The 15,440-nt window shown below is 40.3% G+C and carries 12 protein-coding genes; 7 read left to right on the plus strand and 5 right to left on the minus strand.

What is annotated here, in order from left to right; genetic code table 11:
* Positions 1 to 148: 148 nt before the first annotated feature.
* Positions 149 to 925, minus strand: coding sequence for a glycosyltransferase family A protein (locus tag RM049_RS05075; RefSeq protein WP_322687877.1), 777 nt, complete (start codon positions 923 to 925; stop codon positions 149 to 151).
* A gap of 330 nt (positions 926 to 1,255) precedes the next feature.
* Positions 1,256 to 2,047: a hypothetical protein gene (locus tag RM049_RS05080; RefSeq protein WP_322683386.1), complete on the minus strand. Its 792-nt coding sequence runs from the start codon at positions 2,045 to 2,047 to the stop codon at positions 1,256 to 1,258.
* Positions 2,048 to 2,200: 153 nt separating this feature from the next.
* Here RM049_RS05080 and RM049_RS05085 point away from each other — a divergent pair, with 153 nt between their 5' ends.
* The 3 genes from RM049_RS05085 (at position 2,201) to RM049_RS05095 (ending at position 6,149) form a co-directional block, all read left to right on the plus strand.
* The gene (locus RM049_RS05085; protein ID WP_322703395.1) at positions 2,201 to 3,100 is read left to right on the plus strand and encodes a hypothetical protein; all 900 of its coding nucleotides are present in this window, start codon (positions 2,201 to 2,203) and stop codon (positions 3,098 to 3,100) included.
* Positions 3,101 to 3,114: 14 nt separating this feature from the next.
* Entirely contained in the window at positions 3,115 to 5,037 is a 1,923-nt protein-coding gene (locus RM049_RS05090; protein ID WP_322703396.1) for a plasmid segregation protein ParM, read from the plus strand.
* Between the two features lie 287 nt (positions 5,038 to 5,324).
* Entirely contained in the window at positions 5,325 to 6,149 is an 825-nt protein-coding gene (locus RM049_RS05095) for a M90 family metallopeptidase (protein WP_322703397.1), read from the plus strand.
* A 302-nt stretch (positions 6,150 to 6,451) separates the two neighbouring features.
* Here the strand turns inward: RM049_RS05095 and RM049_RS05100 are convergent, their stop codons facing one another.
* Complete coding sequence (locus RM049_RS05100; protein ID WP_322703398.1) at positions 6,452 to 6,907, minus strand: EVE domain-containing protein; 456 nt, start codon at positions 6,905 to 6,907, stop codon at positions 6,452 to 6,454.
* Positions 6,908 to 7,041: 134 nt separating this feature from the next.
* Positions 7,042 to 7,686, minus strand: a complete 645-nt coding sequence (locus RM049_RS05105; RefSeq protein ID WP_322703399.1) for a class I SAM-dependent methyltransferase — start codon at positions 7,684 to 7,686, stop codon at positions 7,042 to 7,044.
* Between the two features lie 128 nt (positions 7,687 to 7,814).
* Between RM049_RS05105 and RM049_RS05110 the strand changes: the two genes are divergently transcribed.
* Positions 7,815 to 9,473, plus strand: a complete 1,659-nt coding sequence (locus tag RM049_RS05110; protein WP_322703400.1) for a glycosyltransferase family 39 protein — start codon at positions 7,815 to 7,817, stop codon at positions 9,471 to 9,473.
* Positions 9,474 to 9,483: 10 nt separating this feature from the next.
* On the opposite strand, the gene RM049_RS05115 is transcribed toward RM049_RS05110, so the two are convergent.
* Positions 9,484 to 11,214 (minus strand): hypothetical protein, encoded by a 1,731-nt coding sequence (locus RM049_RS05115; protein ID WP_322703401.1) that lies wholly within the window; start codon positions 11,212 to 11,214, stop codon positions 9,484 to 9,486.
* A 484-nt stretch (positions 11,215 to 11,698) separates the two neighbouring features.
* On the opposite strand from RM049_RS05115, the gene RM049_RS05120 reads away from it, so the two are divergent.
* The 3 genes from RM049_RS05120 to RM049_RS05130 all read left to right on the plus strand — a co-directional run bounded on the left by RM049_RS05120 (position 11,699) and on the right by RM049_RS05130 (position 15,330).
* Positions 11,699 to 12,166 (plus strand): MarR family transcriptional regulator, encoded by a 468-nt coding sequence (locus tag RM049_RS05120; RefSeq protein WP_322703402.1) that lies wholly within the window; start codon positions 11,699 to 11,701, stop codon positions 12,164 to 12,166.
* Positions 12,167 to 12,327: 161 nt separating this feature from the next.
* On the plus strand, positions 12,328 to 13,800 hold the full coding sequence (locus RM049_RS05125) for an HlyD family secretion protein (protein WP_322703403.1): 1,473 nt from the start codon (positions 12,328 to 12,330) through the stop codon (positions 13,798 to 13,800).
* 270 nt (positions 13,801 to 14,070) lie between these two features.
* On the plus strand, positions 14,071 to 15,330 hold the full coding sequence (locus tag RM049_RS05130) for an MFS transporter (RefSeq protein ID WP_322703404.1): 1,260 nt from the start codon (positions 14,071 to 14,073) through the stop codon (positions 15,328 to 15,330).
* Positions 15,331 to 15,440: the final 110 nt, after the last annotated feature.

Consider the following 15,440-nt stretch of genomic DNA (forward strand, 5'->3'; position numbering starts at 1 on the left):
TTGGCAAAGCCTCTACCCAACCTACAATTTTTTGCAACATTTTAGCCTTGCCATGCCACTACGGCACAATTTCAAGCTTTTGGTGCGTTACACTTTGCTAACACACCATATAAGACTATTTATGAGATGAGATTTTTCCAAAAACAATTTAAAATTCCGATAGTTGAAAAATCTCTCTGGATTGCTGTAATTTGTATAATCCAAATTCATCTTTTAATGATTGATTTAACAATTTCCGATTAAAAATGCTAAATCTTAATCTTGTTGAATTGTTAAAAAGATTTTCTCCTGTTTCCAAAATATAAACTGCACCTGGAAATGGTAATGATTTAATAGCTTTTGCTTTGCTCTTTAAAATATCTCTGACTTTAGCGTGATCTATATAATATTTATAGTATCCGTAGCCACGATTATATTCTGCGGTTTCTGGCAAATCATTCAAATCATATCGAATAATATTACAAGTTCCACACATTTTATAAAAATTGCTTCTCTTGATATATATGTAATCACTGCCTTCTTGATATTTATAACCTTTATTTATAAACCATCCATTAGAATCAGGGTGTTGTTGAACAAATTTGGCTAAATTTCCACTAACACAATCGTCAGCATCAACTGTCATAGTGTGAGTGGGAGAAAATTGACGAGCATACATTAATCCTTTTAAGATTTTACGCCCTTTGTCTGTGTCTCCTTTGGCTACAGGGCTAGGCTCGTTTGGAAGTGAAAAATCAACTGTAATGTATGTTATATGAGGATGAGTAAATTCTATTTTGGGCTTTTCGTTACAAACAACAATAACGTGAAAGTTAGGTGAGGTTTGATTGCAAACTGATTTAATACATCTTTCAAATAATTGTGTAACACGCTCCCAGGAATTGGAAACTTGTGCACTTTTGAGTGGGATAACAAAAACAAGCACTATATTTTATCAGAACAAACAGCTAGGAATCTCGAAGCAAATAATAACACGCTAAGACTGACGCTAAAACTAAATGTCAGTAGATCGAAAAGTTTTGTAAGTTGACGAAATAATCAGGGTTTCAGACGAGGTTTTGCTGTTGACGATCGCGAGCGATGTCTACGACGAGCTACGCCGATGCTTGTACTGCACCCTTAAACCACCAACAACGCTCGTTTATTGAAAAGCAGACTTTAGGCAAATTGTGTTCCTAAACTCTAATTAACGCCTGGTAAGGGTTCTGGAAAACTTTTCGGTCTACTGACAGTAACAGAGGCCAATTACCCGATTTCAAGCAATTCGAGTTACTTGCTGATTCACACGAGGACGGCCAAAGCGTTCCCAAGCACTCCCTCCTCGCAAAAATAGCTCTAAAAAGCGCAATGGTTCCCCTGAATCGCCTCTTGACCAACCGGAACTACCAGGAGCAAAGGCTAAAGTTCCTTCAGATACCTTGAAACTGCCATCAGAATACACCGCATCACTAACCACATCTCCAATTCGGATGACGATCTTGCTTTGAGGCTCCAAGTTAAGCGTATGCGCCCCAATAGTTGTTTTAATGTTGCCGTAGCCATCAATCCAGGCAATGCGATCTGATGGAACATCTGGAATTTGCTCACTCTTGAGGCTATCTCCCAGAATGCTAAAATCTTCATTCATAATCGCAGCCGCAGCCGGAGGAAATACATCTCGTGAGCGAAACTGCGAACCACCACGGGAAACGTTGACCACTCGCAACTCCTTTGTATGGTTTTTGATAAAGGAGAGGGTGTAGCCTGCATTCACACCCACTACTTTTACACCATTGGATAGAAGGGCATAAGTTAGACCTTCACCTTCATTATCTCGACGAGCTTCAGGATCGTCCTGACGAGGCGCACAGTTGTGATAAATTAGGCGATCGCTAGGCCCAGGGTTAAGTCCTAGTTGGGCAATCCAGAATCCCGTTGCCAAGGTACTGAATGCTGGAACCGAAAGCAAATGAATTTGGGCATCGGGAAAAGCCATCAGCAGACGTTGTGTGACTTCTGTAAATGCCGGATCTCCTGTACCGTAGTCTGCAATGACGCAGATAAACATTCTGCTCCTCCTTTTGATGGGGTAATTTGCAATCAACCTAATTCATAATTAGTAATTATGAATTATTTCGTCATTATCTGATTACAAGGTGAAATGAAAAAACGAGTGTTCATTTCACTCCTAATTAATAACGTTAAAGTCTTAGTCAACGCAATGAAAACAATTACTTCACTTTTTAGCGAAGAACGCAACCAACTCCAGATAGATATTGATAACACAATCGGCATTGAGCAAATAGTTAAACTGGTTCAAAACCGACTCGATAATCTCGAAAGAATTTACATTGAAAAGCTTAATTTGGCTCAAGTTCGTCTGGCTTCCTTTTTCTTGGATACGCTACGGCAGTCTATCGCCACTCTGGCAGCAGCTAACTATCTTCAAGTTGCTCCAACAGAACAAAGGCAAATTACTAATACAGGGACAAAGTTGTTTAGCAGCAGATTCATCCTGAAACTGCTAAAGGGACTAATTTATATAGGCATCTTAGGTTCGTTGTTTTCTTTAACCAAAACTACCCCAGGTGCTTGGATGGCTATCTTATTAACCTCTCTACTTATCGGACTAGAAATTGTACTTCAACTCGAATTAAACAACCAGCAAAATGATTCTATATCCGAAGGACTATTGGAATTACCTCAACCGATTCTCCGGGTTGATAGCAAAGTATTTCTAGATCACCTTGGCGATGCTCTCAACACTATCGACCTAGCAGTAGCTAGAGTAGGAGAATCAAATAAACATGAAGGCGACTTAGCAATAGAAGAACTGCCAGAGTTATTGAATTTTCTCCAAAGACTAATGGGCGCATCCAAACTTGATAAACCTCAAATGGCTTATGAACTGGCGAAACTTCTGCCACAGATTTTAATGTCTCAGGGAATTAACGCTCAAATTTACCGATCGAATAGCGATCGCGAATATTTTGACTTTGAGCCAAGTATTGACCCCGATACCAAAGAACACGTGACTCTAACGCCGGCTTTGTTAAAAGGCGATCGCTTGATTAGACGCGGTAGGGTAATTGAACCAGCATATTCCTCTGCTAGAGAATAATAGACAATAAGGGTATGGAAATTTTAGAAACAATCGGTTTTGATTTGGGACACGGTGAAACGGCTGTAGCGAAAGCGATCGTGGAAAGCATCGAACCTCCCCAAATGCTGGAGATAAATAACAAGAAGAACCAAATTACAGCCCTTGGTTGGCATCCCAAACTCGGTTATCTTGTCGGCGAACAAGCATTAATTCAAGCTGGCGTTACTCAACTGACAATCTCTTTCAAGCAAAAACCTAACAACGATCTCAAATATCGGGAAACAATCAGCACTTTTGTAGCAACCTACTACCGCCTTTTGAAAGAAAGCAAACAACTTGCAGGTGGGGAAAGTAGCTATTTTTACATTGGTTGTCCTTCAGGATGGACAATTAGCGATCGCACCGAATACCAAAAGCTGCTTCAAGAAGCTGGCATTCCCCAACTAAATGTTGTACCCGAATCGCGGGCTGCTTTCATGCAAGCCAAGGAAGCCGGTAAGTTGGAGTATGACAAACTTCTGGCATCGGTGCTAATTGTCGATATTGGTTCTTCAACCACAGATTTTACTCTGGTTAAAAGCTTAGAAGAAATCCCGATAGATTTCGGGAGTAATACTTTAGGTGCATCCCTAATTGACAAAGCTATTTTTGCCCGGACTCTCGCCAACCACGAACAAAAAGCATTACTCGAAAAAGTATTTCAGGAATATCCCCATCATCAAGCTCGTTGTGAACTTGCTTGCCGCAAAGCTAAAGAAGATTACTTTTCTAATGAACAGTTATACAGCGATCCTGCATCCTTTGCGCGTGGGTTCGAGTCGATTAACGAACAGATTTATTTTATTCCCCAAGTGAATAAATTGATGATGGAGGAAATTTTAAACCAACCCTTACCGGAACTGGAGGATGATAGTTGGATTAAATCATTTCGCAACTCTTTAACCGAGGCGAAAGAAAAGCTAGAAAAACTTGGAATCGTGCCGAAACTTGTGCTGATGACTGGCGGTGCATCTCGCATGAAGTTCACGCACGTTTTTTGTCAAGAAATGTTTCCCGAACCAGAAACCCTGCTTCGCCCCGATCCAGAACCGGAACGTTGCATTGCAATGGGTTTAGCAAGAGTAGGAAGATGGGATCTGCGTGCTGCTGCTTTTAAAGAAGAAGTGAACAAACTATTTACCTCGAACCAGCTTAAAGGTTTGATTGAAAGGCATATTCCAGAGTTAATCGAATCACTAACTAAGCCTTTGGCAGATGGCTTGATTGTCAACGCAGTTAAACCAAGTTTAAAAGATTGGCAAAAAAACAAAATACGGACTTTAGCCGATTTGGAAACAGCTTTGATCGGTAGGGCAGAACAGTGGCTCAAAAGCGATCGCGCCGTGCAGATAATTAATCATCAATGCGCTTCTTGGTTTAGCAATAAAATCCAACCCGATTTAGCCGCACAAACCGATCCAATCTGTCGAAAGTTTCAGATACCTAGAAGCAGCTTAAGGTTCCAGGATAGTATTGACCCAACTTTTGTTAATCCAGAATTACAAATTGGAGATGCTATTCTGGCTGAGACAGTAGCATTTATCGTCAATATAGTAATTGGTGGAGGCGCTGTGGCAAGCATCATCACTCTCATCCTAACTGGGCATTTAACCTGGCCGATTGCACTAGTATATGGGGCTTCGTTGATGGCAGCAGGAATGGAGCTAAATCGTAAGGGTGTTCAAGAAGTAATTAAGACAAATGTAGATGTACCTAGTTGGATTCGTTCTAATTTTTTGAGCGACAAAAAAATTGAGGATATATGCGATCAAATAAAGCCGGAGTTAGAAAAAGTTCTTCAAGAACAACTGACAGCAAATCAAGAGGCTTTTGACAAACTGATTGTCAAAGTTGAGCAAGGACTTCAAACAAGCCTTTCCACTAAGGTTCAATCTTGCATAATTCTGATTCAATAGTGGTGATGAATGGCAGGAAATATAGCTTTTTAAAATTATTATGACATCGCCTATGTATTTTAAAAAAGTGGCAAGAGATAGTTAGAGTACTGGCAACGGCAAATAAATAGGAACACAACAGGAACAACTATAGCATTTCCTAATCGATGTACATCATAGCCCCCTCCTTGCTTGCGGGGAGGGGGTTGGGGGTGGGGTTCTCATACCTCACAAAAGCAGATAACGCTATATTTTATCTAATTTTTCTACTTAACGGTGATTTCAATATGTAACCTGTTCAAAAGTCAATGATTCAAACAATAGTTGTCTTTCTCATCATTGGACTAATTATTACTGGGATTTTAGTCAATCCGATTTTAGTCAAAAGACGAAGAAACCGTCTCAAACATCGTCCTTTTCCTCCACTGTGGAATGCCATTATTGAGAATAATCTTCCCATTTATCTGTGTCTTTCTCCCGATGAACTCAGACGACTTCAGGGACATATTCAAGTATTCTTAGCAGAAAAGCAATTTATCGGCTGTAGAGGATTACAGGTGACAGAGGAAATGAAATTGACTCTTGCTGCTGTTGCTTGTTTACTTCTATTAAATGAACGGGGGCAGTACTTCCCCAGACTTCGTTCAATTTTGGTGTATCCCAACGCTTATTTTGTTCAGGAAACGAATTCCGTCGGAAAATATGTTGTTGAGGAAAGGCGTGTGGCAAGACTGGGTGAATCGTGGACAAATGACCAAGTAGTAGTGTCTTGGGAACAGGTGAAACAAGACATTAATAACTGGAGAGATGGACGTAATGTTGTGCTTCATGAATTCGCCCATCAATTAGATCAAGAAGATGGTAAAGCTGAAGGAGTTCCGATACTGCAAAACAACTCAGACTATGCTATTTGGGCGAAGGTGATGACAGAAGCATATCAGCAACTTTGCAATGATGTTCTACAAGGTGCAAAGACGGTAATGGATAGCTATGGCGCAACAAATCCCGCAGAATTTTTTGCCGTAGCGACTGAGACATTCTTTGAAAAACCGCACCAATTGTTATCAGAATATCCGGCACTTTATGAGCAACTACAACGTTACTATCAATTAGATCCTGTGCAATGGGTGTGAAGGAAGTCGGCAAGAATAAATTACATTATGTTCAGTTAATCAACCTTCCTTCAAAATATTTTACGAATTATGAATTACCTTTGCGCAGCGTTAGAGGATGTTTGAAAAGTATTTTTCGTCACATCAAAGCCTCGGAAACCTAACCCCCCTAGCCCCCCTTCCCTACGAAGGAATGGGGGTTTCAAAGCCTCTCTCCGCTTCGGGGAGAGGTTTGGAGAGGGGTTTCTAGTGTATACTTTACGACTTTTCAAACATCCTCTTAGCGACGCAGGAGCGTCATTACGCATTACGAATTATTTTAACTAGGAGTTTTTCATCGCCAGAATCTTCAAAGCGACTGCTTCAGGGACAGGTATCACTGATAACCGATTTCCTTGTCTCACCAACATTAACTCTTCGGCGCTAAACTTCTCTTTGAGTATTGATAGCAAGATGGGGTTAGAAAAAGCCTCAACAAATTCCACTACAACTGTTTGCCACCGAGGCGATTCGGAACTTGATTTAGGATCGTAGTATTTACTTTCTGGCTCAAACTGGGTCGGGTCAGCAATATCTTTTTTCACTACACGCATTAACCCAGCAATACCGGGAGGATTAGTGCCGGAGTGATAGAAAAAAGCTAAGTCTCCTTCATCCATAAGGCGCAAGAAGTTGCGAGCTTGATAATTGCGAACGCCGTCCCAGATAGTCTCTTTCTGCTGTTGAAGGTCAGCAATGCTATAGGCTTCTGGTTCTGATTTCATTAACCAATAATTCATCTACACAAATTATCTATATATAAAACTATTTTAATTTTGAGCAGGTAAATAAGTTCGTAGTAAGGGCTTTAGTCCTTATTTTCTAAGCACCAAAGTGCTTACTACAAACCCTCTTATACTAGTGAATATTTAACTTAACTTCGGTAAGCTATAACGGCATAAAACGGATCTCCTCCAGCTGCACCCAACCACTGTAAGATATTCGGTAATGTTGATTTATGAACTATAACTTCTGCGGTTGTAAATCCTGGAACTGAGGCAAAATAAGCTTTAACTAATTCTACTCGCTGCGCCTCTGAAGCCTCCCGCCAAGCTTGAATCGCCTTTTCAAAAAACATCCGGTTAGAAAAGCTGATAATTGCAACACCACCGGGTTTTAGGATACGGTAAATCTCGGAAAATACTGCTTCTGGATATTGCACATATTGCACAGATACGCAATTGAGAACAGCATCAAAATCTTCATCTGGTAAAGGTAGCTGGGGATTTTCGTTAAGATTTTGCACAAAGTAATGATTTAAGCGGGGATTTCGTGCTAATTCCTCAGCGTTGAGTCCATGTCCCTCCACATGGTCAAAGTGCATCTCTTCTGGTAGATGAGACACCCAACTGCTCATCATATCAAAAATGCGGGTGTTGGGTTTGAGGCGATCGCGGTATAAATCCGTTAGCTGTTGAATAAATCCTTCATCGACATGGGTGACGAAGCGAGGATAGGTGTAGAACAGTTTATCGTCTGTGTCATCTAATTTCAGGCGCTGATTCGGTCTTAACTGCATAAATCTCTGTTTTGGAGTACTGTTTCCGAAATTTGCGGCAATTTCAGATACTTTTTCACAAACACTATGTAACATATTTTAATAACAGCAGGATACCTAAATAGCAGCATTCAATTTTTATCAATTTAATGTTATATAAACTACACTTCTTACAGCATATTTGGCGACAAATCCGCCTAATCGCATCATTACCCTATTTTAGTTTGTTAGTTTGGATACTGCCCTTATTACTATTTACTTCTGGACATAATAGCCTGATGGCACATGATGAAGCACTTTACGCATCACGTGCCCGTCTGATGTTTGATTCTGGTAATTGGATAGCTCCTTGGGAAACAGCACATCATAAAACTCCTGGGCCTTATTGGTTAATTGCCAGTTTCTACAAGTTGTTTGGTATCAGTGATACTAGTGCGCGTCTTCCTAGTATGATTGCTGGCATTTTTAGCTTGTGGCTGGTGTATGAAATTGGCAAAATTATGCTAGGCAAAAAATTAGGTTGGCTGGCTGCTGCAATTTTAAGTGTGGAATTTCTCTGGCTACAATACTCTCGCTTAAGTACACCTGATGTACCGATGGTTCTCTTGGTGCTTTTAGCTATTTTGTCTTTAATCAAAACGGAATTATATCCCAAATATCGCTACTGGTGGAGTTTTATAACTGGTTTAAGTTTAGGTTTAGGCTTCTTAGTTAGAAGCTTTATGATTTTTTTGCCAATTATAGCTTTATTACCTTATTTAATTTGGGAACATCGCCGTCATCGTCATCTTACTAACCCAAGTTTATATTTAGGTTTTTTCGTAGGTTTAATACCTACCTGTGTTTGGCTGTGGTTAAGCTGGCTGCACTACGGAAATAATAGTTTTGAGGAATTACTCAAGTTTGTTGTACAACTAAGTTCTGAAGAGCGGGACTCTAATGGGCTACTATTCTATTTCTGGAATATTCCTGTAAAAGCATTTCCTTGGGCTTTGTTCGGACTTGTAGGTTTGTTTTTAACTCTCCGTCATCCCATTCCTCGTTACCAGTTAATATTGGTTGGCTTTCCACTTGTTTTATTTATAGAAATTAGTATTTTTAGCACTCGTTTATCTCACTATAGTCTTTGCCTTTATCCGTTCATCGCTTTGTTTGCATCTGTAGGTTTAAACTGGCTAGGCAATATTTACCAGACAGGAATTCCCCCACAATCACCTCTTCAAAAAAGTAAAAAAAAGATATTGAACCTTTTTGCCAGAAATCATCTTCCCCGAAACCTCAGTTATAGCTTGGGTGGATTAGGTGTTTTACTGGTTATAGCGAGTATTGGCATTTTTAGCTGGGGTAGTTCTGATATCCGCAAGTATGCAAGTATTGGCTTGGCTATGGGCTTGGGTTGGTTAATTTTACCTGTGGTGTGGATTGCTCGTTACCACTTTGACAAAAAGTTTCTTACAGCGCGTTATTGGATTGCAGGTTGGTTAATTCCCTGTTGGCTGGCTTTGGCGGCGATAGGTAGCATCGGTCTGTTAAGTGATTATAACTCTGGTTTAAAAACTTTTTTACAACAAAGTGCGATCGCTTCAATTCTCCAATCTCATCCTACGTACTATGTGGAGATGGACGCTAAAACAAAAGTATTGCTTAATTTCTATCTTCCTACTCGCCCTCAACCAGTAATCTCTATTTCCCAAGTACCAGTTTTGAGCTATGCTTGGATCTATGCTAACCAGCCCTCTAAATTATCGAGGTCTTACCGTATTATCGGTACAGTCAATCAGTACCAGTTAATTCAAGTTCTTCCCTAAGACATTATATTCAAGTCTTCGCTACTGCTTTGATACATTCTGTTTTCAGAAGAACTAAATTATCAGTCTCAAGAACTGCACAAGAGTTAATTAATGTTGCTAAAACAGGTAAAGTCTTCTGTAAATTTGCGTTCGCTTGTTGTGCGGCTGGCTGATATTGTTGTAGCCAAGTGTTTTTAGTTATATATTCTGGAAGGAATGCAGAACGTTCTAATAACCAAAAAGTTACGTGATATTTTTGAATAAAGTCTTTAATCTGATTAATATCATCAGTATATTGGGCATTAATCAGGTCAATCATCCGCTGGCGAAATTGAGCATAATATTTTGTATGGATCGGTAATGCATATTCTTTACCCACCAAAATTTTTCTTTGAGCAAAGATGGGTATGTTATCTGCTTCTTGGGAAGTAGAGGCTATGACAATATTTTGCGGTTGCTTTTGCAAAAAAATATATAATGTTGTGGCTTGACCTGCTAAATAAGGGGTTTTGGGAAAAACTTTTAAGCTACTAGGGTACAAAATGAGTCCTGCACCAAGGATCGTAATAGTCCCCAAGATTAAAATTTGTCTGCCATTTTGTCTCGACCATCGCAATGCAGCATCTAAAATTAAGGTAATAGAGATTGCTGCTGCAAGAGCAAGTACTATTTTAAAAGTATGATGGGTGTAGCGGCTAGGCCAGTGCAGTTTAAAAGCTAAGGCATGGGCAGTAAAAAACATGATTAAACTAGCTATTACTACCTGTAGTAATAGTTTGACTTCATCCTTTACTTGTTTGGTTAGGAGAAAGTGAGACTGGAATTTCAGGATAATTGGTAATAATAAACCAAATAATAGTTGAGGAGGTGCAATTAAAGCAAAAAAACCGCTATCTCTACCATCAAACCAATAACTAATAATATTATGAGTAAAATACCTGAATCTTCCTCCATCCCAGTACTCTGGCATAGTTCTCGCAACAGCAGCAGTAATTGTCGGGCCAAATTGTGATGATTGAATAGTATAAGGTAAAATTAGGATGCCAGCAGTTATAGTGGCTGCTACAAATAAAATAAAATCTTTTCGGTTATGAGAAATAGTTATCTGCCCATTCTGCCAGCGAAATAGTCTCAAAAGTAAAATTAATAAATTGATAAAACCTATGATAGGGTATATTAAACATTGAAGCGCAAATACAATTAATATACCAAATACTGAAGAGCGTATTAAATAATATATAAAAGCTAAAACCAAGGGATAAATAAAATCTCTAGGTGTAGCAGAAAATAGATCATCATGAAGGCAAAGGCTTTGATTTAAAAGTAAAGAGGCGAGAAACCCCACCATTGGTACTGGTAATATCTCCATAGCAACTACAAAGCAATAGCTAGTTGTAATTAGTCCCAGTACTAATGGAAAAATTTTGCCAAATAAAATTGGATCTATATTTAAAGCTGCAATTATTTTATAAACAATACTATACCCAATTGGTGTCACTGACTGAAAATAATCAGCAATTAAATCCCCAGGAAATAAATCTGGGTTAAAGTAACGATAGATCCAAGAAATATATTCCCGTGCATCGTCGCTCACTATATATTTGCTGGTGAAAGCTTGTCGCAGCCCCATAAAAATATAACCAACAGCAAAAGTTAGACTGAGACTGTACCAAAAAATAACAGTCAATCTAGATTGATTTTGTTTGCTGTTTTGAGTAATAGGTGCTGTTAAAAATTTTTGTAATAGTGAAATCAGCATTGTACGCGTCTATGTCTGAATAAATTATGTAAATTAAGAAAATCAAAAGCTTTTTTCAATTTTTATGATTGTACAATCTTCAAGTACTGAGCGGTCATTTATAAAGCCAATAATTCTAGTAACACTCTGTTTTTTACCCAGAACGAAAGGTCATGAAAGCCGAACTGTCTGGATTAAGTCAGGGACTGGGGACTGGGAAGAAGGAATAAAGGTGTACTGAGTTTTTTTCACGCAATCAAATATGAGTCCTATATCTTCCCATTCATATCTAACAAGTAGCCTCTATTTCGCAAATACCAGTTTTAAGCTATGCTTGGATCTATGCTGACCAGTCCCCTAAACTACCTCGGTCTTACTGCATTCTTGATACAGTAAAAGAGTACCAGTTGATTCAAGTTCTTCCCTAAGATAGATGTAAAGTAACTATTGCTAAAAGAGATTAATTTAGTTATGATAATACTACGTACACTAAGTATTTTGCTAAATGGTTTCTACATCTAATCACTCCCCAACCTTAGAGTCGTGGCAGCAAAATCTGGCACCATACAATTTGGGCTACAGAATCAAATTAGTCTCACAATTGCTGAGTCGCAAGTTTACTGAGAGGCTAGAACCCTTTGGACTGACGCCATTTCACTGGTTGGTGTTATGCTGTCTTTGGCAAGAAGATGGTTTACCTACTTCTAGTATTGGAGACAAACTCAAACAAGTGGGAGGCACTTTAACAGGCGTACTAGATCGGATGGAAGAACGCGGTTTGGTGCGTCGCGAACGCGACACTCAAGACCGGCGCATCTGGCGAATCTGGCTCACGGATGCAGGAAAGGAACTAGAAGCTGTTTTACCGCCAATCGCCGCAACCGTGCGTGATGAAGCAATGGATGGTATTTCCTTTGCCGATCGCGAACTGTTTTCCCAAATCTTGAATCGAGCGATCGCTAACCTGTCTTAAAGATGATTTTATAATCACCCGACCGGGGGAGGCAGTGTAAAGATATGTTTTGAGATAATATTACGCATACTAAGGAATAAGGATTTTTTTCCGGGAAAACTACGCATTCTAAATAAACGACTATTAATCAAGTTATTGAACGGGCAAACGAGGTAAGAATCATGGGTGCTAATACTTTAAACGGACGCAACGGACACAAAACCCCAGTTTTAGAAAAAGAAGTGATTCCCGATTTAGAGACTTTAGAAACTGTTACTACAGAGACATCCGCAACAGCAGAAGCACCTGTTGTAACTCCTGAGATCGAGAAAGAAGTTCCAGCAAAACCGAAGCGGAAAAGACCGACTGGTTTAATTTTGGCAGGATTAGGCGTAGGTGCGATCGCCGCAGGCGCTTTTGGTTTTCACTACTGGCAATACGCCTCCACCCACCAGGAAACAGACAACGCCACCGTTGCGGGAAACATTCACCAAGTTAGTAGCCGCATTCCTGGAACTATAAGTGAAGTGCTGGTGAATGACAACCAACTGGTACAACCAGGACAATTGTTAGTGAAGTTAGATCCACGGGACTATGAAAGCAAGGTGCAACAAGCACAAGCCGCCCTCGAAAATGCTGGTGGTCAAGCGCAAGCTGCTCAAGCAAATATTGCTTTGAGTTCACAAACCACCACTGGTAAGACAACTCAAGCACAAGGAGATGTCAGTAGTGCAGTAGCAGCAATTTCTACAGCCCAAGCAGCAGTCCAGGAAGCCCAAGCTGGGATACCAGCAGCGCAAGCTGAAGTCAGACTAGCCGAAGCAGGGATTCCTGCCGCCCAAGCGCAGGTAGCGCAAACAAACGCGAATTTGGAAAATGCCCAAGCAGATTACAATCGTTACAACCAGTTGTATCAATCAGGTGCGATCGCTCGCCAGCAGCTAGACGCATCCAAGGCCGCTTTTAACGTGGCTACAGCACAAAAAAACGCTGCTCTTCAGGGAGTACAACAAGCTCAAGCCAGGTTAGCCTCTGCGAGAGTTGGTGTTGCCAAAGCCCAGTCTCAATTAGCACAAGCGCAAGAAAATGTCACCAACGCCCAAGCTAAATTGGCAGCATCTAAGGGAGGATTGCAACAAGCTACCGCAGGCGGACAAGATACCACAGTTAAGCGTAGTCAATACGAAGCGGCAAAAGCAGCGATCGCCCAATCAGAAGCATCGCTCAAAGATGCACAATTGCAACTATCCTATGTAAATGTTACCGCCCCCAGTGCTGGACGGGTAGGTAGAAAAAACGTGGAAGTTGGCAACCGCGTTGCAGCAGGAACACCATTAATGGCGATCGTGGATAACAGCTATTGGGTAGTTGCGAACTTCAAAGAAACTCAATTAGAAAAGATGCGCCCAGGAGAGCCAGTAGAGATCAAGTTAGATAGTTTCCCTCATCACACCTTTATTGGTCGTGTTGACAGTATTTCGCCAGCTTCCGGCGCTCAGTTTGCTTTATTGCCACCGGATAATGCTACAGGTAACTTTACTAAAGTTGTCCAACGCATTCCAGTAAAAGTAGTTTTCGACCAAAAGAGCATTCAAGGATACGAATCGCGGATTACTCCTGGGATGTCTGCGGAAGTTGCGGTGGAAGTCAAGTAATATCATGTTTCCCAAATTACCCATAATAAAAGAACCCCACCCCCAGCCCCTCCCCGCTTGCGGGGAGGGGAGACAAAGTGTAGCTTTGGCGGGGTGGGGTTCTTGGGGTTTAGTAAGTAATCAACCAGACATCATTAAATACGAAATTACCTGTAAACAAAATGAAAAACCTCTTTCTGCCTATGACATTCTCCTACATCTAAAGAGAGGCGTATAGAGATCGGGTGAAATGATATCTATGAAAGCAGATTGGTATAAAACAAGCCTGAGATGAAAAAACCGCTACTACCTGCATTAAGGTCAAGAAACTACCAACTGTTTTTTGCTGGGCAAGGTATTTCCCTAATTGGGACGTGGATGACGCAACTTGCCACAATTTGGCTAGTTTATGACTTGACAAAATCCCCATTTATGCTGGGAGTTGTAGGATTTTCTAGTCAAATTCCTAACTTTTTTTTAGCTCCCTTTGGCGGAGTATTTGTAGATCGCTTTTCTCGGTATCGTACCTTAATTGGTACGCAAGTCTTGGCGATGATTCAATCGTTAACATTAGCAGTGCTGGCGCTAACTGGAGTGATTGAGGTATGGCACATCATCGCCTTGAGCTTGTTCCAAGGATTTATTAACGCCTTAGATGCGCCAGCCCGTCAAGCTTTTGTGCCAGAATTGGTTGAACGCAGAGAAGATTTAGCCAATGCGATCGCGATTAATTCCACGATGTTCAACGGAGCTAGATTAATTGGCCCTGCGATCGGGGGTTTATTAATTGCTGGCGTTGGAACTGGCTATTGTTTTTTGATTGATGGTTTGAGCTACGTTGCTGTAATCGCCGGTTTATTGGCGATGAAAGTTAAACCTTGGAAAAATTCGGTAACTGATGGTAATCCCTTACAAAAAGTCAAAGAGGGATTTGTATATGCCTTTAGCTTCTCACCCATTCGCTCCATCTTATTGCTATCAGCTTTAGTCAGCCTGATGGGACTGCAAAACACTATTCTCGTCCCAATTATTGCTGAAGAAGTTCTCAAAGGTGGTGCAGAAAGTTTGGGTTTTTTGATGGCTGCATCTGGAGTTGGAGCTTTAACCGGTGGTATTTATCTAGCTACGCGCCAAACAATCTTAGGAATTGGGAAATTGATTGCTCTAGCTCCAGCAATTTTAGGAACTGGTCTAATTGCCTTTTCTTTATCTAGATTTTTACCACTCTCTTTATTTACAATGTTATTTGTTGGCTTAGGAACAATTCTCCAAATTGCTGCTAGCAACACATTTTTACAAACCATTGTCGAAGACGACAAACGTGGGCGATTGATGAGCTTATACACAATGTCATTTTTGGGAATGATTCCCGTAGGTAATTTATTAGGAGGTTTCCTAGCAAGTCGTATTGGCGCTCCTAACACTTTAATGATTGATGGGATAGCTTGTATTTTAGGGTCAATTATTTTTAGCAGACAGTTACCTGCTTTAAGAAAAATAATGCGTCCAATTTATGAGCAAAAGGGGATTATTACGACTCAAGAAGTTTAAGATAAATAACCTCAGTTAAATTTAGATTTATGTTAACAAGACTTTCTATAGCAATTCTTTTTTAATTTTTAGCGTTGCTGATTCCAGCTCGCGCAGAGGCAAAGAACATA

Source organism: Nostoc sp. DedQUE04 (assembly GCF_034530995.1).
Classification (GTDB): domain Bacteria; phylum Cyanobacteriota; class Cyanobacteriia; order Cyanobacteriales; family Nostocaceae; genus Nostoc.